This window comes from Paraburkholderia sp. BL27I4N3, assembly GCF_003386115.1.
In the GTDB taxonomy this organism is placed as follows: domain Bacteria; phylum Pseudomonadota; class Gammaproteobacteria; order Burkholderiales; family Burkholderiaceae; genus Paraburkholderia.
This window is the reverse complement of sequence record NZ_QREJ01000001.1, coordinates 5007532-5026689: the sequence shown is the minus strand read 5'-3', so window position 1 is coordinate 5026689 and position 19158 is coordinate 5007532. Positions and strand designations below refer to the sequence as shown.

19 protein-coding genes are annotated in these 19158 nt (G+C 61.2%); 7 read left to right on the top strand and 12 right to left on the bottom strand.

Features of this window, described 5'->3' with window-relative positions; all coding sequences use genetic code 11:
- Positions 1 to 52 precede the first annotated feature (52 nt).
- Complete coding sequence (gene arcC, locus B0G71_RS22985; RefSeq protein WP_116144422.1) at positions 53 to 997, top strand: carbamate kinase; 945 nt, start codon at positions 53 to 55, stop codon at positions 995 to 997.
- 191 nt (positions 998 to 1188) lie between these two features.
- Positions 1189 to 1512 carry a hypothetical protein gene (locus B0G71_RS22980; protein WP_181916811.1) on the top strand — a complete coding sequence of 108 codons (324 nt, stop codon included), beginning with the start codon at positions 1189 to 1191 and terminating at the stop codon, positions 1510 to 1512.
- Between the two features lie 135 nt (positions 1513 to 1647).
- Here the strand turns inward: B0G71_RS22980 and B0G71_RS22975 are convergent, their stop codons facing one another.
- Complete coding sequence (locus B0G71_RS22975) at positions 1648 to 2661, bottom strand: hypothetical protein (RefSeq protein WP_116144420.1); 1014 nt, start codon at positions 2659 to 2661, stop codon at positions 1648 to 1650.
- 135 nt (positions 2662 to 2796) lie between these two features.
- Here B0G71_RS22975 and B0G71_RS22970 point away from each other — a divergent pair, with 135 nt between their 5' ends.
- From B0G71_RS22970 to B0G71_RS22960, 3 genes are all read left to right on the top strand, one after another.
- Positions 2797 to 3183 (top strand): hypothetical protein, encoded by a 387-nt coding sequence (locus tag B0G71_RS22970; RefSeq protein WP_220377327.1) that lies wholly within the window; start codon positions 2797 to 2799, stop codon positions 3181 to 3183.
- 306 nt (positions 3184 to 3489) lie between these two features.
- On the top strand, positions 3490 to 4512 hold the full coding sequence (locus B0G71_RS22965) for a universal stress protein (protein WP_116144418.1): 1023 nt from the start codon (positions 3490 to 3492) through the stop codon (positions 4510 to 4512).
- 114 nt (positions 4513 to 4626) lie between these two features.
- A complete protein-coding gene (locus B0G71_RS22960; protein WP_116144416.1) occupies positions 4627 to 5568 on the top strand; it encodes a universal stress protein in 942 nt (313 codons plus the stop codon).
- A 75-nt stretch (positions 5569 to 5643) separates the two neighbouring features.
- Here B0G71_RS22960 and B0G71_RS22955 read toward each other — a convergent pair whose 3' ends face one another.
- From B0G71_RS22955 to B0G71_RS22945, 3 genes are read right to left on the bottom strand one after another with little or no spacing between them, the layout of a single operon-like run.
- Positions 5644 to 6264, bottom strand: a complete 621-nt coding sequence (locus B0G71_RS22955) for a hypothetical protein (RefSeq protein ID WP_116144414.1) — start codon at positions 6262 to 6264, stop codon at positions 5644 to 5646.
- A gap of 36 nt (positions 6265 to 6300) precedes the next feature.
- Entirely contained in the window at positions 6301 to 8811 is a 2511-nt protein-coding gene (locus tag B0G71_RS22950) for a cation-translocating P-type ATPase (RefSeq protein ID WP_116144412.1), read from the bottom strand.
- A gap of 44 nt (positions 8812 to 8855) precedes the next feature.
- Positions 8856 to 9329: a carboxypeptidase regulatory-like domain-containing protein gene (locus B0G71_RS22945; RefSeq protein ID WP_116144410.1), complete on the bottom strand. Its 474-nt coding sequence runs from the start codon at positions 9327 to 9329 to the stop codon at positions 8856 to 8858.
- A 265-nt stretch (positions 9330 to 9594) separates the two neighbouring features.
- On the opposite strand from B0G71_RS22945, the gene B0G71_RS22940 reads away from it, so the two are divergent.
- Positions 9595 to 10071, top strand: a complete 477-nt coding sequence (locus tag B0G71_RS22940) for a CreA family protein (protein WP_116148789.1) — start codon at positions 9595 to 9597, stop codon at positions 10069 to 10071.
- A gap of 146 nt (positions 10072 to 10217) precedes the next feature.
- Complete coding sequence (locus tag B0G71_RS42050; RefSeq protein WP_258875644.1) at positions 10218 to 10340, top strand: hypothetical protein; 123 nt, start codon at positions 10218 to 10220, stop codon at positions 10338 to 10340.
- A gap of 148 nt (positions 10341 to 10488) precedes the next feature.
- Here B0G71_RS42050 and B0G71_RS22935 read toward each other — a convergent pair whose 3' ends face one another.
- From B0G71_RS22935 to B0G71_RS22900, 8 genes are all read right to left on the bottom strand, one after another.
- A complete protein-coding gene (locus B0G71_RS22935) occupies positions 10489 to 10773 on the bottom strand; it encodes a DUF4148 domain-containing protein (protein WP_116144408.1) in 285 nt (94 codons plus the stop codon).
- Between the two features lie 321 nt (positions 10774 to 11094).
- Positions 11095 to 12687 carry an aldehyde dehydrogenase (NADP(+)) gene (locus B0G71_RS22930; protein WP_116144406.1) on the bottom strand — a complete coding sequence of 531 codons (1593 nt, stop codon included), beginning with the start codon at positions 12685 to 12687 and terminating at the stop codon, positions 11095 to 11097.
- A gap of 127 nt (positions 12688 to 12814) precedes the next feature.
- On the bottom strand, positions 12815 to 13051 hold the full coding sequence (locus B0G71_RS22925; protein WP_116144404.1) for a hypothetical protein: 237 nt from the start codon (positions 13049 to 13051) through the stop codon (positions 12815 to 12817).
- Between the two features lie 204 nt (positions 13052 to 13255).
- On the bottom strand, positions 13256 to 14455 hold the full coding sequence (locus B0G71_RS22920; protein WP_116148787.1) for an MFS transporter: 1200 nt from the start codon (positions 14453 to 14455) through the stop codon (positions 13256 to 13258).
- Between the two features lie 413 nt (positions 14456 to 14868).
- Positions 14869 to 15762: a phosphate ABC transporter substrate-binding protein gene (locus tag B0G71_RS22915; RefSeq protein WP_116144402.1), complete on the bottom strand. Its 894-nt coding sequence runs from the start codon at positions 15760 to 15762 to the stop codon at positions 14869 to 14871.
- A 63-nt stretch (positions 15763 to 15825) separates the two neighbouring features.
- Complete coding sequence (locus B0G71_RS22910; RefSeq protein WP_116144400.1) at positions 15826 to 17376, bottom strand: acetolactate synthase large subunit; 1551 nt, start codon at positions 17374 to 17376, stop codon at positions 15826 to 15828.
- Positions 17376 to 18233: an HpcH/HpaI aldolase/citrate lyase family protein gene (locus tag B0G71_RS22905; RefSeq protein WP_116144398.1), complete on the bottom strand. Its 858-nt coding sequence runs from the start codon at positions 18231 to 18233 to the stop codon at positions 17376 to 17378. Before B0G71_RS22905 ends, B0G71_RS22910 begins: the two co-directional genes overlap by 1 nt.
- A gap of 66 nt (positions 18234 to 18299) precedes the next feature.
- Positions 18300 to 19145, bottom strand: a complete 846-nt coding sequence (locus B0G71_RS22900) for an amidohydrolase (RefSeq protein WP_116144396.1) — start codon at positions 19143 to 19145, stop codon at positions 18300 to 18302.
- Between the last annotated feature and the right edge of the window lie 13 nt (positions 19146 to 19158).

The window sequence follows — 19158 nt, the reverse complement described above, 5'->3', positions numbered from 1 at the left end:
AACGCTCGCGCCGCCAGCTATCTGGCGTGCATCTATCAGGAGGTGCTGCATCATGCGTATCGTGATTGCGTTGGGCGGCAATGCGTTGCTGCGGCGCGGTGAGCCGATGACGGCAGAGAATCAGCGTGAAAACGTGCGGGTCGCCGCCCGCCAGATCGCGCTGATCGCGCAGGATAACGACCTGGTGATTGCGCACGGCAACGGCCCGCAGGTTGGACTGCTCGCACTCCAGGGCGCGGCCTACAAGGAAGTCGAGGCGTATCCGCTCGACGTTCTCGGCGCGCAGACAGAAGGAATGATCGGATACCTGATCGAACAGGAGCTCGGCAACCTGCTGCCGTACGAAGTGCCATTCGCAACGATTCTGACGCAAGTCGAGGTCTCTGCGCACGATCCTGCCTTCCAGCATCCGACCAAGCCGATCGGACCGGTTTATTCGAAAGAAGAAGCGGAGCGTCTCGCGAAAGAGCGAGGATGGTCCATCGCTCCGGATGGCGACAAGTTCCGCCGGGTCGTCGCGAGCCCGCGGCCGAAGCACATCTTCGAGTTGCGTCCCGTCAAATGGCTGCTCGAGCACGGCACCATTGTCATTTGCGCGGGCGGCGGCGGCATTCCGACCTGCTACGACAAGGATCACAAGCTGACCGGCGTCGAAGCGGTGATCGACAAGGATCTGTGCTCGGCACTCCTCGCCCAGGAACTGGACGCCGACATGCTCGTCATCGCGACCGATGTCGACGCAGCGTATGTGGACTGGGGCACGCCGGAGAAGCGAGCCATCGCACAGGCGCACCCGGACGAACTCGAAAAGCTCGGTTTCGCGAGTGGTTCGATGGGCCCGAAAGTTCAGGCGGCCATCGAGTTCACCCGTCAAACGGGCAAGGATGCCGTGATCGGCTCGCTATCCGACATCCAGGCGATTACCCAGCGCCGGGCCGGCACCTGCGTGAGCATTGCCACACGTGGCGTCCAGTACCGTGCGCCGACGGGCAGCTAACTATGTGGAACTCGAGCGCCCGCCCGGCCCTGCGGCACACCTTGCCTGCGGTGCGGTGCGGTTCGGGTGCGGTCGATAGGTGTGATTCCGCACGTCAGTCGCTGGAACTGGCAATGCGGACGCGAAAATGCTGTCCGAATCTGATCGACTGGATTCGCCCACGACGCTAATTTTTCACCAGAGTGACCGCGATGAATCAGCCAATGATCGGGATTACGGCGCCCCTGCTATCCCACGGGTCCGCTGTGTGGTTTTCCGCGCACGGATTCGGATGGGGATACCGTGCATTCGCGATTTCGTATGAAGTGATTTTCGAATCGCTCGGAGCGCGCGACGCCACGGATGAACAGATTCGCCTCGCTTTTCAGTTAGGAAAGCGAAAAATTCTTCAAGCCGTGCTCCAGCAAGAGCTGCTTCCTTATGAAGGACAGAGGATCTGGCTTCTGCTGGAAAGCCCATCGCTGTCAACGCCTCCTGAAGAACCCGATGTACCCGAAAGGGTGACGGATAGCTGACCCTGACAATCAGGGCAACTACTGTCACGGCCTGCGTTTGCCGTTGACGGTAACTGAGGCGGTCGGGTGGCTCAGGAACACCACAATGAGTGCAGCCTCTGCGCGAGGCATTGCCGTGGCCCGAGGAGCACGTTCTCAGAGCGCCCGCATCGCCGCATCGATATGTAATCCACCCGGCAGCAGTTCCCGCCGCGGGAACCGCACAAGCACAAATGCCCGCACTACTGCGGGATTGCCCGGAATGCGCGCAAAGTGGAGTTCGATCTCCTGTCCCGCCTCACTTCCTTCGGGGTGTACGACATTCATCGCGTCGACGCGCACGTGTCTGCTCTGAACGTAGAAGTGATCGGACGGTTTCGAAAACACATTGCATACGCACTCCAGTTCAATTTCACTTTGCTGCGCAGGCACTCTGAGCTTGGCAAGTGCTTGCGAATTTTCTTGCATCAGTGTTTGAAGGCGGCCCAACTCGTCCGATTCGGTAACTGAAGGCGCGCCGACCACCGCACGCATACCCGTGCCTTGCCGTTCCAACAGCGCGACACGCTCTTCGATCAATGCCCGTGATTGCCTCAGCAGATCGCGCCGATTGCCGGCGAGACTGGCAAAGCCTTCCAACGCCAGTTGATCGACCATCCGGCGCGCGATCTCTCCACGTAACGACGCTTCTGAACCGCTGCAGATTCTGACACGATGGTCGCTAAAGCACAGCGTAGTCTGTGGCACATCGCGACGGATAGAGTCTCCTTCCAGGGCGACTCCCAATACGTGGCGCTCGTTCATCGCCATCCCGAGGACGGCATAGGCTTCCGCAGAATCGGCGTTTTCCTCAAAAAAAGCACGCAACTCTTCCGAACGGCTAAAGGCTTGAGCGAGATCGTCAGGTGTCGCGAACAATGCTCGAATCATGGGATCAGACGACCACGCGTCGGCATTGGCATCCCGTGGTCGCGGCAGCGAGGCGACAAGACTGTCCGTGTGGTTCAATGACGTCTTGAGCACACGCGTGAGCCGCTCTTCGTAGTGACGCGCATTCCTTAGCCGCGGATTCATTGCGAGAACACGACCGACTGCTTCGCTGGTCCGTCTTTCTTCCTCGGAACCCGTGCGCGCCCGCTGGCGAAAAAAAATTCTGTCGAGTAGACCCATCGCTCAACTCCACGCGAAGTGTTTCAATGTTCGACAAATACTGCAATGCCGGCGAATGGCGTTTGATCTTGAGCAAACAGCATCCGACTTCATCGACGAACCGGGCTTCGGTCTGCGGCCCATTCACGATCGCAGATGTCGGACCAGCAGGACTCGACGAGGGGCGCGGCGGCAAATACTTTGTTCACCCCGCCCGGCTTTAAAGGGCACATCCCGAAAGGCTACCTTCACGTCGCTTCGCCCAATTACCGGATCGCGTTTGCGTTTCGCTCGGTCCCGGTGCCTGGCAAGGGCGCGGATCAGGCGTACGTCTATGCCAGGAAACTGCGCATGTACTACCTATCTGAGGCCGGCAACCCGCCGCAGCAGCGTTTCGTTGATCCGATTAACCAGCGGTATCCGACGCTGCCGTTCTACGACGAACGGCATTTCAACAATATGCACGAGGTGATGAGCATTGAACCCGTCAGGGAGCAGGATAAGGTCATGTTGTGTGTGCAGGCAGCGTGGCGATGGTCCTGACTGTCGGGCCCCCTCAGAACGTGACTGGTATCGTCATAGTTTTGCCGAGCGCCTGGCTTCTTTCCGATCCCGTCATCTACCGGTGCGGACTGCCACTGGACCCAACAGAAAACGACGAGGCAGTGTCCTCTATTCATGGACCGCTATTGCACAACCAGTCTAGTCATGCAGACACGCCGGGGGTTGACGCAAATCAATTGAGCGCAAAGCGGGAGGTCTTATACCTGGGACATCGATTGCCTTTCGAAGGCTGTGCCTACACGGCGCTTCAGCCGGCGCTTTCCGCGCTCAACACGGAGTCTTTCCATGAACCAGCAAGTCAGCTCCAATTCACCTTCAGCCCGTTTCAGCCGGCTTCTGCTGTGCGCAGATTCGAGTATCGCGTCCATCCAAGCCGCTACCTACGCCTGTCAACTCGGCGTCGCCGGCATTCAGGTCCGTGTAGTGAGCGTGCTCGAAAACCCCCGGGCGATACTCTCCGCGCACTCTGCAACCGGACTGGATATCGCAGCATTCTCCGAAGGATTGCGGGAATCCGCGAGCGTTGCGTTATCGAATGTCCGTCGCATTTTTGAAGACCATGGTTTAACGGTCGAGGCCGAACTGATAGACCTCGCCAGGTACGGAGGCGATGTGTCTCATGCCCTCGCATCGGAAGCGCAGAGATGGAATGCAGATCTGCTGGTCCTTGGGGCGAGACAACATCATGGCCTGTTGCGATGGGTGGAGAGCGCCGTCTCAGGACCCGTGAGCAAGCTGGTTAAATGCCCAGTGCTCGTCGTCCCGGAGAGCTACGAGCCGCAACTCCAGCACGGACCGACGAAGATTCTCTTCGTTATCGACGGAAGCCCGGCGTCTCATCAGGCTTTGCTCACAGGCATGACGCTGGCCGCGAAAGGGGCGCATCTAAGGGCGCTGTTTGTCGTAGATCGGACCTTTAGCTTCACCGATCTGGTTCCAATGGACGTGCGAGAGGCGGCACTGGTTGACGAAGGGAAACGGGCGCTCGCCACGGTGGCTGAAGTATTTACATCGCTTGCCCCCGGTATTTCGGCCGACTCCGGTTTTCTGCATACGAAGCGGAGCGGCGATGATGTCGCACACACCATAGTTCGCGAGGCTATTCGCTGGCCGGCCGACCTGCTCGTGATGGGCACGCATGGGCGGCGAGGCGTTGCAGGTTGGGTGCTCGGCAGTGTGTCAAGCCGCGTCGCGCGTATCACTGCAACGCCGCTGCTGCTCGTCCGGGCAGCAGCCGATCAGGAAGAGAACCACGAAGAGACCGAGACCTCGACAGTAGAAATCAGATCGTTATGGAACCAGTATTAGACTGGCAGCGCCCGCTTGAGTATTCTGATTTTTGTTTTTCCAATAGCGTACGTGGGTCTGATTTCCAAACACCGCGAATGCGTGTGAGATCGCACGTTGCACGGAGCACGAATCATGACTGCATCAAGTGCCGGCAGTATCCCTAAATCAGGATTCGAGCGGATCCTGATCGGTGTAGACTCGTCGCCTATGTCCGCACGCCTGGCGAAGTATGTATGCGGCCTCGTGAGGCCCGGCGTAGAAGTGCGTATCGTAAGTGTCGCCGAGAACCCGCGTGCGCTCGTGCCGCTTGGATCTCTGGCCGATGCCGTATTCGAGACCATTCGGGAAGAGCTTTTGCGGGATGCCAGTGAGGCGGTTAAACAGGCACAAGAAGTTTTCGCTGATGCGAACATCGACGTCGACGCCCGCGTGCTTGAACTTTCGAGGCTAGGTGGTTATGCGGGAAATGCGTTGATCGATGCTGCAGGTGATTGGCACGCTGACCTGCTCGTAGTCGGTGCTCGGCAACATCACGGCATGTTGCGCTGGTTCGAAGGAACGGTATCCGAATTCGTCACAAGCCAGACTCCGTGTTCAATTCTCATCGTGCCCGCCAGCTATGTGGCCGCGATACAAACCTATCCGCGACGAATCCTGTTCGCGCTTGACGGTAGCGAAGCTTCATTCGATGCCCTGCAGTCTGGCCTGCGTCTCGCAAGACCCGATTCGTCCATTCGAGCTGTCTACGTCGTCGATCGCGCTGTTCGATTTCTCAAGGATGCGTTTATCGACGAGGGGGATAAGGCGCTCGCCGCGGCGGCCGAAGTTTTTGCCAATCAGATTAACGCCGTAGACTTCGGGCTGGTCGAAACAGATCCGCCAGGCGATGACATACCCCACACGATTGTTCGCGAGGCGCAGCGATGGCACGCGGACCTCGTAGTCGTCGGCACACACGGTCGGCGCGGCTTCTCACGCTGGTTTCTCGGAAGCGTCGCAGGCCGAACGGCCCGCATTACTCAAACTCCGCTGTTGATGGTTCGACCCCGGCTGAATTCTTCATCGTTATCCTGAGACGTGAAGAAAATGGATCTCCTCATGAATTCCATGCGATCAACCGGGTGATGCACGGCCGCGCGGTTGCGTTAGTCAGGTACGGGCATTCTCACCCGGCCTGGGGCGCCTGAAACGGAGCCTGTGCTCGTTAAGTGCAACGCTCCAGTCGATCCGCATCAGGGCGAAGACGAGGCACAGCAATGCAAGTTGGGTGAGAACGAAGTAGGCTCCCAGGTACCCTCCATCGAGATCCAGTTCGGGGTCCAGGTACGAGTGGGCGATCTGCGCGAAATGTGTCCAGACCGCGTAGCTCGCAAGGCGTCCGAAGAAGAAAGGCACGCCGATTAACCACAGTCTCAGCCGGGTTAGCCCATATGCGATGAAAAGATAGTTTGATGGAAAGGGACTGAATGCATACAGCAGTAGCGCGCCGGCAGTCACCACCCTCCTCTTTTCAAGCCAGGCCTTCACGACATCAATGTTTTGCCGGTCCTCTTCGCGCATCAGATGGCCGCGTACGAGCCATGTGGAACATCGCGCAAGGATCAGACGCCCCGACGTGGCGGCACAGGCAGCAACTACGGCAAGCAGGAATGGGTTCTGGTCTGGCTGGTTGAATCCTATCCACGACATTGCCATCCACGTCGGAGGGGCGAAGGCGGGAATGACGTTGAGCAGCAAAATGGCCGCGAAGAGTACCGCCATCATGATCACAGGAACATTCTCCAGGTTTTTCTTGTATCTGGACCGTCAGGCGCCTAGCAACGCGACCAGTCCAAACAGCCGCGCTAGGGCAGGAACGGTCATGAGAAGCAGAAGCCCCGCGCCGGCGACACCCGGTACAACCCAGAGGTAGCGATTCTGCTGACGTGTGGGCGCATAGGCCCCCGACTGCGGAAGTAATCGGATCACAAAGATCAAGGCCACGTTACACGCCGCGAGTGCCATGAATGACAATGTGCGTGAGAAAGCAGGATCGTAGCCGCAGCTCAGCAAGCCTGCATATAGCCCGAGCACCAGCATGGCGGCCACCGCGCCTGCCATCGCCCCTTTTCCCAATGCGCGGTTCGACAGCAGGCGCGCGCCGGCGCGGCGCGGTGGCGTATGCATCAGGTTCTCGCGTTCAGGCTCGTTCTCGAACACGACTGAGCAGACGGGGTTGATAATCAGTTCCAGAAAGACGATATGAACGGGCGCAAGCAGCGGCGGCCAGCCGACGAAAACCGGAATCATGGCTGCGGCGATCATCGGGATGTGAACAGCGACCGTATAGCTGATTGCCTGCACGAGATTGGCGTAAATACGCCTTCCCAGTCGGATCGCTGACAAGATTGGGGCAAAGTCGTCACGCAGCAGGACCAGCGAAGCTACCTCGCGCGCAACTTCTGCGCCGCGCAGTCCCATCGCAATGCCGATGTGCGCCGCCTTAAGCGCGGGTGCGTCGTTCACGCCGTCGCCCGTCATCGCAACCACCTGACCACTTTCCCTGAACGCGTTGACGAGCCGCAATTTTTGCTCTGGCTTGACACGGGCAAATACGTCAACATTCTTTATGGTCTCGTGAAGTCGCGCGTCATGCATCGCTGCCACTTCCTGGCCGGTCACGATCCGCGTGCCGTCGATGCCGACTTCGATCGCAATAGCCCGCGCCGTCGACGGATAGTCGCCGGTAATCATCACCACGCGGATGCCGGCCGCCTGGCATCCGGCGATAGCGCCAGCGACCTCCGGCCGGACTGGGTCCAACAACCCGACCAGCCCCACGAAAGAGAATTCGAAGTCATGCTGCTTTTTTGGCCAGTCGGGATGTGAGTGCCGTGCCTTGGCCACCCCAAGCACCCGCAGTCCGCCCGATGCCATTTGCGCGGCCTCATCAAGGACAGTCTGCGTATCCCGCTCGCCCAGGTGACACAAAGCACAGACCGCCTCCGGCGCGCCCTTGCAGGCTACTGCATGATGGTCGAGTTCTGGCGCTTGCCATGCGTGGGACATGGCCGGCAACTCCGGTGTCAGCGCGTACTCGTGAACCAGCGACCAGTCCTCGTGGAGACGTCCTGTGCCGGCGAGCCCAACCCGGCCTGTTTCATGAAATGCCCGCTCCATTGGATCGACCGGTTCGATTTCGCTGGCGAGCACCAGATATTCGATGAGTTCGTGATACGCCTCGTCAATCCGTTGCGTTGTCTGATCGATGATCTGCCGTTTTCCTCGCGCAAACAGCACGCGCACGGACATGCGGTTTTGCGTCAATGTGCCCGTCTTATCGACGCACAGCACTGAGGTCTGGCCGAGGGTTTCGATGGCGCTCATACGGCGCGTTAGCACGCCTTCGCTGGCGATGCGGCGAGCCCCTAGCGCCATGAACACGGTCAGTATCACCGGAATCTCTTCGGGAAGAATCCCCATGGCCAGCGTGATCCCGGCGAGCACGCCCGGAAGCCATTCCCCGGAGCGCAAACGATAGGCCACGACGAGCAGCAGACACAGTACGATCGCAGCCAACGTAAAGCGATTGACGAATGTTCTCGTCTCCAGTTGCAGCGGCGAGCGGGCTTCCGTAATGCCGGTCAGCGACTTGCCAATGCGACCAAGCTTCGTATTCGCCCCCGTCGCGGTCACGATCATCTGCCCCTGGCCCTGCACTACCATTGACCCGAAAAAAAGCTGCCCGCCAGGATCTTCCACCGGAAGTGCATTGGCTCGCGCCACCGACTTGTTCACCGAAGCGGACTCGCCTGTCAATAGCGACTCGTCTACGCTCAGTTCGTGAGCCTCCGTCACCACGCCATCGGCCGGCACGCGTGCGCCTTCGTCGACGAAAACCACGTCGCCGGGCACCAGTTCAGCAGCGGAAACGAGTTGCCTCTGCCCGTCCCGAAGTACCTGCGCACGGGGCGCGGACAGCTCGCGAAGAGAGTCGAGCACCCGCGCGGTACGATGGCTTTGAAAGACCGTCAGAAAGACAATTGCGGCGACAAACGCGAGAAGCGCCAGCGCCTCCGACACATCTCCAAGCAGAAAATAGATGCCGGTTGCGCCGAGGAGCAGCAGAAACATGGGCTCACGGATTACCTCCCCAAGCGTTTGCCACCAGGTGCGGCGGACGTTTGAGTCCACGACGTTACGACCGAAGCGGGCGCGCAACTCCTCCACCTGCCTGCCCGACAGTCCGCGCTTCCTCTCGGCGTGCCCGACCGGCGGTGCGGGTTCGACGTGGCCAGAGACTATGTCCGGAGCGGATTGAACGGGATTTGTCTGCATTCTGGTGCCCATCGGGACGCGGATTGAGTAACGAAACAGGCCGCTCAGGAACGAGCCTTTTCCGGACAGCCTTTACAGATGCGTACGACTCCGTGACGATCCGGATCCTCCCAGTAGAAACGCAAATCAGCGCCGCCGTGCGCGGGCACCTGGATCTTTCTGGTTTCCGTGATGTGACGCGTTTGCGCTCCGATCTGGTAGCGCCCTGCCGGTAGCCGGACAAACAGGAACGGGCCCTCTGTCCGAACTGACAGGATGGGTCGCCCGGCGCCCGACGTTATCGTTACATCGATGTCGGACAGATAGTTCCCTGTCTTCGAGGCGAACGTCATGCGAAGGTTGTAGCCTGGCGCTGCGCCGCGAAAAGCCTGAACTTCATCTTCGCCCACACCGCCAGTTATGTAAAAGACGCCGTTTTGCGAAGCGGGTTGCGGTGGTGATTGCACGAGCGCAGTGCCACTTGCCCACGCGCAGAACAGGCGAGGTAAAAGCAGCGAAACGCGGGCGTTCATGAACATGGCAATTCTCGATATGCGAACTTTCTGGCGACGCAGGCGACCGAAGCCGTGATTTGTTGTCGCCTGGACACGGAATGTTCAATACGCTGCCGACAGGTGCCCTGCGCTGACAACGTATCCATTTTCAGAATGACGCCGGACGAACAGGCAGGTGTTGACCTGCGTCAAGTGGCTGACGTCCGGGTGAAATAGCCTGAAGTCAGCTATCCGTCGCTGCGGCGTGACGCGACCGACGATCTGACTACCGAATTGCCGGAGGTGGATGATGATCAAGCTGATTCCAAGGCGGTGGAGCATCTTGGGAGCACTGCTGATATTTTCGTCTTCCGTTGTCGTAGCCAAGGAGCTGGCGACGATCGAAACGCATACCCAGCGATATGGTTCTCACATCGCCATTTCGGCTTACGACGATCCTCTCGTGAAAGGCGTGACCTGTTATGTGTCAGAGTCGCATTCCGATGGCGCACTGGGAAGTGGACGCATGACCCATGGGACGGACCTGACGGCTTCCTGCCATCAGACAGGCAATATCCGCATTGCCGAAAATGTTCCCAGGAAAACGCAGGTATTCACGACCGAGTCAGATCCAACTTTCGACTCGCTCCATATAATCCGGATACTGGACACCGAGCGTCACTCGCTTGTCTACTTCACGTACAACGAAGACGAGGTTGCGGGTGACTTGCCGGGTCGCATCGATGTGATACGGTTGCCAGCAGGTCCCAGGATGCCCGCCAGATGATTGACCGTCGAGATTTACTGCTACGCCGCGCTCAGGGAATTCATTCGCGCATAAGAAACATACAAACCATATGTTCCGATTGACACGGAAAGTCATATCGGGTTGTTCCATGCCTGCCATCGCCGGCAGGCGTCGAACGAGCCTCGATGGAAGAAACCACGGAGTGGTCCGATCCGGTCGGCGTGCTGGACGCTGTGGCGATTGATAGGCCGGGATGGCCAGCAATGTTGATGGATGTGTGGTGCGGTGGGATGCTGGATGGGCGCTGACGCAGTGATGAAGCGGTGCAGTGGCGCAGTTGTGCGGTAAGGCGGCCCACGTGCGAGAGACTGCGCGAGACGCCAGGCGCAGACGCCCGAGCCGCCTTTCTATGCGTCGGTATCAACGCCCACCGGCGAGCGCAATCAACAGCCGCTTTTACCTGGCTATATCGCCGGATTGCGAGTTGCCACTCTGCCCGGACCCGTAACCGGCGCCATCGCGTGAGCGTGCGTCGCGCAGACTCTTGCGGAACTGCGCCGCCTGGATTTCACCGTCGGGGAAATCGGCCCAGTCGAGCGGGCTATATCCACTTTGCTTCGCCTGAATCGTCTGCGCGCGAACCTCCGCGCGCGTGAGGGACTGCTGGCTCTGCTGCGCGAACGACACGACCGGCGCGCCAAGAGCGAAAGCAATAGCTAGCGCCTTGATCAGCGATTTCATGTTAGCCCACCTTTCTAAACAGTTTCGAGTGCTGCTCGCGGACGCAAGCAGCCGACCAGCACAGTTTAGTCAGGCCATGACACCAGGGCAAACACTGAATCGAGAATCGATGCGCAGAGCGCCTCCAGCCGCGGCCAAAGCAGGATGATGGCCGGCTGTTATTGATCGCGGAGCCGAGACTTTTATTACAGAACTCTTACCTCTCGACTAAAACTGGGTCAAGCAATACCGTTCGTTTTCCGAACTGTTTACGTCTTCAAGAAACTGGCCGCACCTCGAACGTGTGCGGCCAGCGCGTTTCCGATCGGCTTACCGGTCGGCTCACGCTTCCGGTGCGCTGGGTTCGCCATCGACCAGGCGCCAGACGCCCAACGGATTGGCGTCCCGCACCGCCTCTGGAAGCAACATGTCAGGTAGATCCTGATAACAGACCGGCCGCAGGAAGCGGTCAATCGCTGTCGCACCGACCGACGTGAACATCGAATTCGACGTCGATGGGTATGGACCGCCGTGCACCATCGCATCGCAAACCTCCACGCCCGTCGGAAAGCCATTCGCGAGAATCCGGCCCGCCTTGCGTTCGAGCACGGGCAACAGGCGCTTCGCCTCAGCCACGTCCGCCGGATCGATCTGTAGGGTAACGGTCAACTGCCCCTCGAAGTGCTCTGCCAATTCGAGCAACTGATCGAAATCGCGGGCACGCACCACGACGGATGCGGGACCGAACATCTCCGCTTTGAGTTCGGACGACGCGAGCAGGCGCGCCGCCTCGGTCACGTAAAGCACAGCCTGCGCGGCATTCGCACGCTCGCCGGCAGGCTCACCTTCGGCCACTTTGACTACGCCCCGTACGGCGTCCGTGCCGTGTGCGCCGGCGCGGTAAGCATCGAAAATCCCCGGCGTCAACATGGTCTGAGCCGGCTTCGAAGTCAGTGCAGTCGCGGCCGCGTCAACGAACCGCTCGAGATCCGGACCATCCACGGCGAGAACGAGACCCGGATTCGTGCAGAATTGCCCCGCGCCCATGGTCAGAGACTCGACGAACGCGTTGCCGATTGCTTCGGCGCGGTTCGCAAGCGCGGCGGGAAACAGGAACACCGGGTTGATGCTGCTCATCTCCGCATACACCGGAATCGGCTCTGGGCGCGCGTTGGCAAGTTGCATCAGCGCGATCCCGCCCTGTCGCGAGCCCGTAAAGCCGACCGCCTTGACGGCCGGATGCGAGACCAGCGCTTCGCCCAACTGCCGACCCGCGCCGAACAGCAGCGAGAATGTGCCCTCCGGCAAGCCTTGCTCCTTGACCGCCTTCTGGATCGCACTGCCGACCAGCTTCGAGGTGCCCAGGTGCGCGCTGTGTGCTTTCACGATTACCGGCGCGCCAGCGGCCAGCGCGGCAGCGGTGTCGCCCCCCGCCACCGAAAAGGCAAGCGGGAAGTTGCTCGCGCCGAAGACGGCGACCGGCCCCAGCGGCATTTTCGCGAGCCGCAGATCCGCGCGAGGCAATGGTTGACGCCCAGGCTGCGCGCGATCGATGGTGGCGCCGAGAAAGTGTCCGTCGCGCACCACTTTCGCAAACAGACGCAACTGACCGACCGTGCGCGCACGCTCGCCCTGAAGGCGTTGCACGGGCAAGCCCGTCTCCGCGTGCGCGCGGTCGATCAGTTCGTCGCCAAGTCCCAGAATGTGCTCTGCGATGGCTTCGAGCAGCGCCGCGCGCTTTGCAAGCGGCGCTGCTCGATAGCGGTCGAAAGCGTTCGCAGCCAGCGAAGCCGCGCGCTCGACCTCCGCGACGCCGCCCATGCCGAACACCGGCTCCGCGATTTCCGAGTTGGTTGCGGGATTGAACGCGAGCCGCTCGCCCTCGTTGCCGCGCACCGCAGCAAAGCCGATCAGCATCTCTCCATTGAGAGTCATAAGGGTTTCCTGTAGTGAGTTGAGTGTCCTTGTGTTTTTTCGCCGGCGCGCAGGTGTGGCGAGTCTCGCGATTCGCGGCGCTTTGGAAGCTATGCGGCGATGAGTTGCGGCACGCGCGCCGGCACGGCTAAGTGCATAGCCACTTCAACACGGGCCGCACGACCGGCGGCGGATAGACACACCATGAGCCGTCGTCATGCCGAAAGAACACGATCGCGAATGTTCCGGATGAGCGCGCGACTTCGACTTGCACGGCTCGCCACGGCATTTTCGTAGTGCGGCCGGGCCGCGTGACCCGGAACTGTCCGCCGTTGCCGAACCAGTCACCGACAAGGGTGCGCAGGGAATGGTGCTGACCACTCATAGACGTCTCCGCGCTTTGCGGACGTGTTGGCGTGTCCACGAAGCTATTTCAGCAAATTCGTTCGTGCGCCAACACCAAACGACCCGAACTGGCTCTCAGCGACTGGAGAAGGCAAGCCGGTATGGGCATCATCGGTCGCCAGGCGGACACCGTCCATTGAAGATAGACGCCAGAGGTTTAACCAGAACGTTAAGGCGAGCCAGCTCACTGGAATGTCTCGCGCCGGGCCAGTGGCTTGAACAGTCGACTCCACGCGGCACTGACGAGGATCGTCGCGCACCCGCCGAGCACCACCGAACCGACCACGCCAAAGGCCGCCGCGGACACACCGGATTCGAATTCACCGAGTTGATTGCTCGCGCCGATGAATAGCGTGTTGACGGCCGCCACGCGCCCGCGCATGCGATCCGGCGTTTCCAACTGGACCAGCGTCTGGCGCACGATCACGCTGATCGTGTCGGCGCCACCCGAGATCGCCAGCAGCAGCAGCGAAACCGGGAACGAGCGGGACCCTCCAAACGCGACGATCGACGCGCCGTACACTGCCACGGCAATCAGCAGCTTGCGGCCGACACCACTGCGAATCGCCCGTCGCGACAGCACCAGGCCGACACACAGTGCGCCCACCGCGGGCGCGGAGCGCAGCAAACCCAGCCCTTGCGGACCTACGTGCAAAATCTCCTTCGCATAGATCGGCAGTAGCGCAGTAGCGCCGCCGAACAGTACTCCGAACAGGTCGAGGGAAATCGCGCCGAGCAGCAACGGGTTGCCCCAGACGAAACGCAAGCCGGCCAGCACCGTTTCGGCCGTCACGGGCTCACGCGGCGGCGCAACGTGGTCATAACGGATCAGCGCGTATAGCACCGCGCTCACGCAAAATAGCGCGATGCAGGTCAGGTAAAGCGCTTTGATGCCGGCCGCGAACAGCAAGCCGCCGAGCGCCGGCCCGGCGATCACGCAGACCTGCTGGACCACTGTACTGAGCGCCATCGAACGTGACAATAACGCTTGTGGAACGAGCATCGGCAACAGCGCCTGCTGACCCGCCATCTGAAACGGCCGGATCGCGCCGAGCACGAGCGAGAGCCCGAGCAGCAAGTCGCGGCTCACCGCGTGCGTGATCGTCGACACCGCAAGCAACGTGGCGATTGCGGCCTGAGCCGCCAGGCAGACCGCGACGATCTTGCCGCGATGCAGCCGATCGGCGCAATGTCCGGCGAACAAAGTCGTTGCGAGCCCGGGCATGAATTGAAACAGTCCGACCAGCCCCAGATACCAGGCGCTCGACGTCAGATCGTACATATGCCAGCTGATCGCGAGCATGAGCATTTGCTGGGCGGTGATCGAACCGGCGCGGGCGCTCAGGAAACGCGTCAACGCCGCATGCTGGAACAATGCCGCCATCCCTGACTGCGCGTCCAGCGCGGACGAAGACGTGTACTTGGTCGGGCTCATCGGTACATGCAGCCTTTTTCGGTGAACTTGCGAGTGTTTTTTGTCAACGGGTGCCGGCGGAACCAAACCGCTTGGGACGGCGGCACTTCGAGCTCGCTTTCATTCACCTTCGGCGCCCACTTGCGCTGCAACAACACCACGTTGCTCGTCGCGTCAAGGATCAGAAACACGAAAATCGCGGCGACGGGCGGCGTGTAACTGCGGCCGACATGTTGGCCCGGTCGACGAAGGAGATCATCGGCCCAACCGCGAGCAGCATGAGAATGCGCCAGCGATTCTCCGCGTGACCCGCTTTACGTACTGTGATCTCCACCACTCGGCTCCGATTTTTTCCCTAGTTATCCGAACTTAACTTCCGACATTCAACCGAGGCTGCCAGTCACATCGTCGAACAGCTCGTCGACGGATAGGCGGCGCGGAATGATCTTCTGATCGAACGCCCAGTCGACCGCCAGTTGCAGCCCCTCGCGGTTCGCGTCGAGCCCGAGCGGCGGAAAAATCGCCGGCACGCCTTCGGCGAGCGAGCGGCTGTCCACGATCATCCGGTACAGATCACGAACGATGTCAGGACGTTGCTTCGACAGCTCTTCGTGCACCACGAACATGTGGTTGATCGGCACGACGCCAGTGCGCGAGAACCAGTCCTTCGCGGCAGCGTGCGCGTCGGGCACTAGCGTGCGCACGCGCTCGTCCTTTGGCATGTCTTCGCCGAGCAGCGCCGCTGCCAGCTCGCCTTTGAGCATCATCTCCGGGATCGACGATCCGGCCGGCAAACGCTGGCAGTTTTGCGGATCGCTGTACTCGGCCAGGTGGCCGTCGCCGAGCGTCACCCACACGACCTTGTCGAGGTCCACGCCGTACTCGTGGCGCAGGATGCCACGAATCCACAGCGCGGTGGTCTGCGTGTAGGTCCGCACGCCGACCTTTTTACCTTCGATATCCTTAGGATCGAGATGCCCGAAGTCGATGTTGTAGCCCGCGCAGTGATGCTGGAAGCGGCCGGAAATCGGCGTCGGCAGAAGCACGTACGGCTTACCATAGGCCTTGGCCTGCAGAAACGTGACGATCGCGAGTTCGCCGGCGTCAAATTTATTCTCGCGCACCATCGCCTTGAAGCCGTTATGCGCGGGAGTCGGTCCGCAAAAATCCAGCGTCACCAGATCCGACGATACGCGTCCGTCGCGCATCGCCTTCGTCACCGCGTATTCGGCGAGATTGGTGCGCAACGTCGGCGCACCAGTCAGCGTCGTTGTCATGGATATCTCTCCTGTTGCTTGTTACCTGAAAAATCGCGAGTGAAATCGCGAATCAAAGCCGCTTCAAAGTCGAACCTCGATCAGGCGCGGACCCGCCTCGCGAGCCGAATCGACCAACGCCTCGTGAAAGTCCTCCGCTGTCTCGACGGCGGCGCCCGGCACGCCCATGCTCCTGGCCATCGCCAGCCAGTCGATGCGGGGGTTGTCGATGTCGATCATCGACAGCGCGCGTTCGCCAGGCGCTCCCGCGCCCATGTTCGCGTACTCGGCCTTCAGAATCGCGTAGCTGTTGTTGGCGAAGATGATCGTCGTGACGTTCAGGTTCTCGCGCGCCTGGGTCCACAGCGACTGGATCGTGTACATCGCGCTGCCGTCGCCGACCATGCAGAACACGCGCCGATCCGGGCAAGCGAGCGCCGCACCCGTCGCGACCGGCGTCGAATAGCCGATCGAGCCGCCCATGTTGTTGATCAGGTCGTGCGGCCGCGCGCCCATCGTCAGGCTCATGGACTCGCGGCCCGTCGTCAGCGATTCATCGACGACGATGCAGTGCTCGGGCAGCGCCGCCGCCAGCGCGTGAGCGATGCTGGTGGGATTGAGCGCGCCGCTGGGCACCGGCGTTTCGATGCGCGGCTGCACGAGCGCGGCAGTGCCGGTGGCGCCGAGTGCCTGCAGCAGCATGTCGAACGCGAATTCGCTGTCCTCGTCGGCCTCGACCAGCGGGTGGACCAGCGTGCCCTCGGCCTTCAGCAAACTCGGCCTGTCCGGGTAGGCGAAGAAAGCGACCGGCTCGGTAGTCTCGACCGTGACGATGTGCTTGAAGTCCTTCAGAAACGCGAGCGCCTGTGGCACCGCGTACGGAATCCGCGCGAGCGGCACACGGCCCGCGCCACGCTCGATGCGCGCGGTGAAAAACTGCGAGCCCAGCCGCGCGCCGGTCGCCGCCGCGATCTGGCCGGCTTTTTGGAGCGCCGCGCCGCGCGTCGCCTTGTTGGCAAGAATGAATAGAGTAGGCTCGCCGGAGCGCAACACCCGCGCGACGTGCTCGATGCGAGCGGCGCTCGGCGTCTTGCGGCGGCTTTCGACAGCCAGAGGCAGCACGCGCGCCGCGGCGGTCTGCTGCCACGACGTGTCGCCGGGCAGAATCAGCGTGGCGATCTGCCCCGGATGCTCACTGGCTTTCGCGACCGCCTGCGCGGTATCCCAGCCGATGCTGTCGGCCGATTCGACGCGCCGCACCCAGTGGCTCAGCGGCCGCGCAAGGCCCTCGATATCGGAGGTGAGCGGCGGGTCATACTTCAGATGCGAAACCGAATGCTCGCCGACAACGTTCACCATGCCCGACGAAGCGCGCTTTGCATTGTGGATGTTCGCAAGACCATTCGCCAATCCCGGTCCGAGATGCAGCAGCGTCGAGGCCGGCTTGTCCTTCATCCGGTACCAGCCGTCGGCGGCGCCAGTCGCCACGCCCTCGAACAGGCACAACACGCTGCGCATTTTCGGGTTGTTACCCAACGCCGCGAGGAAGTGCATCTCCGAGGTGCCCGGATTGGCGAAGCAGATGTCCACGTCCTGATCGACCAGGGCCGCGACCATACTTTCCGCGCCGTTCATCAGTAACCTGCCACTTCGCGTGCGAGACCGACCACGCCATAAGTCCGCTGCGGCGCCGACATCAGGAAGCGGTAGCCCTCGTCGATCAGGCGACGATGGTTCCTGGCCGTGACGTGCGGATTGCCGACCACCACCTTGTGCTTGTGGCAAGTCTCGGCGATCCGGCGCATTGCATCCGCGACCTCGGGGTGCTCGTATTGCCGCGCGAGACCCAACTCCTGGCTTAGGTCACCCTCGCCGATCAGAATGAAACCGATGCCGGGCACGTTAGCAAGAATATCGTCGAGGTTCTCGATGGCCTGCGTGCTCTCGCACATCAGCCCGACGAGAATCTCGCCCTGCGGCGCCAGCGGCCACACGTCGGCCTTTTCGTAGTATTCCTGCACCGAAAGCCCCCAGTAGCGCGCCGCATTGGCCGGGCCGTCGCCGCGCACGCCCTTCGGCTCATACAGCGGCGCGCTCTTGGGCCGCGCATAACGGCAGGACGCGACAGCGTTGTAGGCCTGCTCGACGGTCGCCACATGCGGCCAGATCACGCCGTAAGCACCGCGGTCCAGCACCTGCTTGGCAAAGCTCTGGTTCATCTCGACGCCATTGGCCGGGATTCGCGCCAGCGGTGTCACCTTGGGGGCCACCGATGCGGACTCGGCGATCTGTTTGCGGCTGAGCATGTACTGCAGAGCGTCGCCGAGCGCGCTCACGTCATACGGGTTGTGCTCCATTTCGAAGACAATGCCGTCGTACGGCGAATCGCTCATTTCGATGGCGGTCTGCTTATCGAGCTTGGCGAAAGCGGCATGCGCGGGTTTGCCCGATTCAAAGGCGCGAATGATGCTGTTGAGACGGTTGATCGACATAGGAATCTCTCTTTCTCGCTGCGGCGCCGCTCAGTGACGGCACACGCGGTTGGCATGTTTCGAAGCTCAGTTCAAGGCTGTGTACAGCTTCCGCGCAGTCTTGCCAAAGATCCAGGCGCGGTCTTCCTCGCCGAGGCTGGCCAGCCCTTCTTCAGCCGTCGCCAGAATGTCCTTGAGTTCGCCAGGCGAGGTCGGGAAATTCGAGCCCCAGGCGAGGCGCTGCGCGCCGAATGCCTCGACCACGCGCGGGAAGAAGGTCTGCGCGCTGGCCTTCTCTTTCTTCACGTCGCCGAAGATGCGTGGCGTGAGCTTGAGATAGAGGTTGGGCAGGTCGGCCATCGCGAACAGGCTGGCCGCGTTGGCGTAGGGAGGCCCGTCGAGCACGTCAGGCCGGCCGAGATGGTCGAGAACGATGTTCACGGCCGGGAATTTCTCGGCCAGCATGCGCACTTGCGGCAGGCCGATCGGCCCGGTCTGGATGCACATGGGCAGCTTCAGTTCGGCGAGCATTTCCCACGCCTTGAAGGACTTCGGATTATCGAGCTCGCTAGGATCGAAATCCTTGGTCGAGCCGCCGGTGAAGATCCGCAAGCCGGCAAGGCCTTGATCGGCCCAGGCCTTGATCACTGCCTGCACATCGTCGGCCAGCATATCCACCGAACCGACGGCGATGAGCCGATCCTTGTAGCGATTGCAACTGTCCACCACATAGCTGTTGTCGAACCCGTAGGTCGTCGATGAATGCACGACCGTGGCCTTGGCGACGCCGGCCTCATCCATCGCCGCGATCAACGCTTCGACCGTGTTGGGCCGCTCCTGCGACCAATCCGAGCGCTTGCCGAACAGCGGCGCGGGCGGGTAGCGCTTCTCGTCGTCCGAAATGATATGCGGATGAATATCGATGATGCTCATGGTCTCCCTCCTG

Bases quoted from the DNA above. Each gene is read 5' to 3' on its own strand.
- arcC (WP_116144422.1), top strand. From the start codon at position 53: ATGCGTATCGTGATTGCGTTGGGCGGCAATGCGTTGCTGCGGCGCGGT.
- B0G71_RS22980 (WP_181916811.1), top strand. From the start codon at position 1,189: ATGAATCAGCCAATGATCGGGATTACGGCGCCCCTGCTATCCCACGGG.
- B0G71_RS22975 (WP_116144420.1), bottom strand. From the start codon at position 2,661: ATGGGTCTACTCGACAGAATTTTTTTTCGCCAGCGGGCGCGCACGGGT.
- B0G71_RS22970 (WP_220377327.1), top strand. From the start codon at position 2,797: ATGTCGGACCAGCAGGACTCGACGAGGGGCGCGGCGGCAAATACTTTG.
- B0G71_RS22965 (WP_116144418.1), top strand. From the start codon at position 3,490: ATGAACCAGCAAGTCAGCTCCAATTCACCTTCAGCCCGTTTCAGCCGG.
- B0G71_RS22960 (WP_116144416.1), top strand. From the start codon at position 4,627: ATGACTGCATCAAGTGCCGGCAGTATCCCTAAATCAGGATTCGAGCGG.
- B0G71_RS22950 (WP_116144412.1), bottom strand. From the start codon at position 8,811: ATGCAGACAAATCCCGTTCAATCCGCTCCGGACATAGTCTCTGGCCAC.
- B0G71_RS22945 (WP_116144410.1), bottom strand. From the start codon at position 9,329: ATGTTCATGAACGCCCGCGTTTCGCTGCTTTTACCTCGCCTGTTCTGC.
- B0G71_RS22940 (WP_116148789.1), top strand. From the start codon at position 9,595: ATGATCAAGCTGATTCCAAGGCGGTGGAGCATCTTGGGAGCACTGCTG.
- B0G71_RS42050 (WP_258875644.1), top strand. From the start codon at position 10,218: ATGGAAGAAACCACGGAGTGGTCCGATCCGGTCGGCGTGCTGGACGCT.
- B0G71_RS22935 (WP_116144408.1), bottom strand. From the start codon at position 10,773: ATGAAATCGCTGATCAAGGCGCTAGCTATTGCTTTCGCTCTTGGCGCG.
- B0G71_RS22930 (WP_116144406.1), bottom strand. From the start codon at position 12,687: ATGACTCTCAATGGAGAGATGCTGATCGGCTTTGCTGCGGTGCGCGGC.
- B0G71_RS22925 (WP_116144404.1), bottom strand. From the start codon at position 13,051: ATGAGTGGTCAGCACCATTCCCTGCGCACCCTTGTCGGTGACTGGTTC.
- B0G71_RS22920 (WP_116148787.1), bottom strand. From the start codon at position 14,455: ATGGCGGCATTGTTCCAGCATGCGGCGTTGACGCGTTTCCTGAGCGCC.
- B0G71_RS22915 (WP_116144402.1), bottom strand. From the start codon at position 15,762: ATGACAACGACGCTGACTGGTGCGCCGACGTTGCGCACCAATCTCGCC.
- B0G71_RS22910 (WP_116144400.1), bottom strand. From the start codon at position 17,376: ATGAACGGCGCGGAAAGTATGGTCGCGGCCCTGGTCGATCAGGACGTG.
- B0G71_RS22905 (WP_116144398.1), bottom strand. From the start codon at position 18,233: ATGTCGATCAACCGTCTCAACAGCATCATTCGCGCCTTTGAATCGGGC.
- B0G71_RS22900 (WP_116144396.1), bottom strand. From the start codon at position 19,145: ATGAGCATCATCGATATTCATCCGCATATCATTTCGGACGACGAGAAG.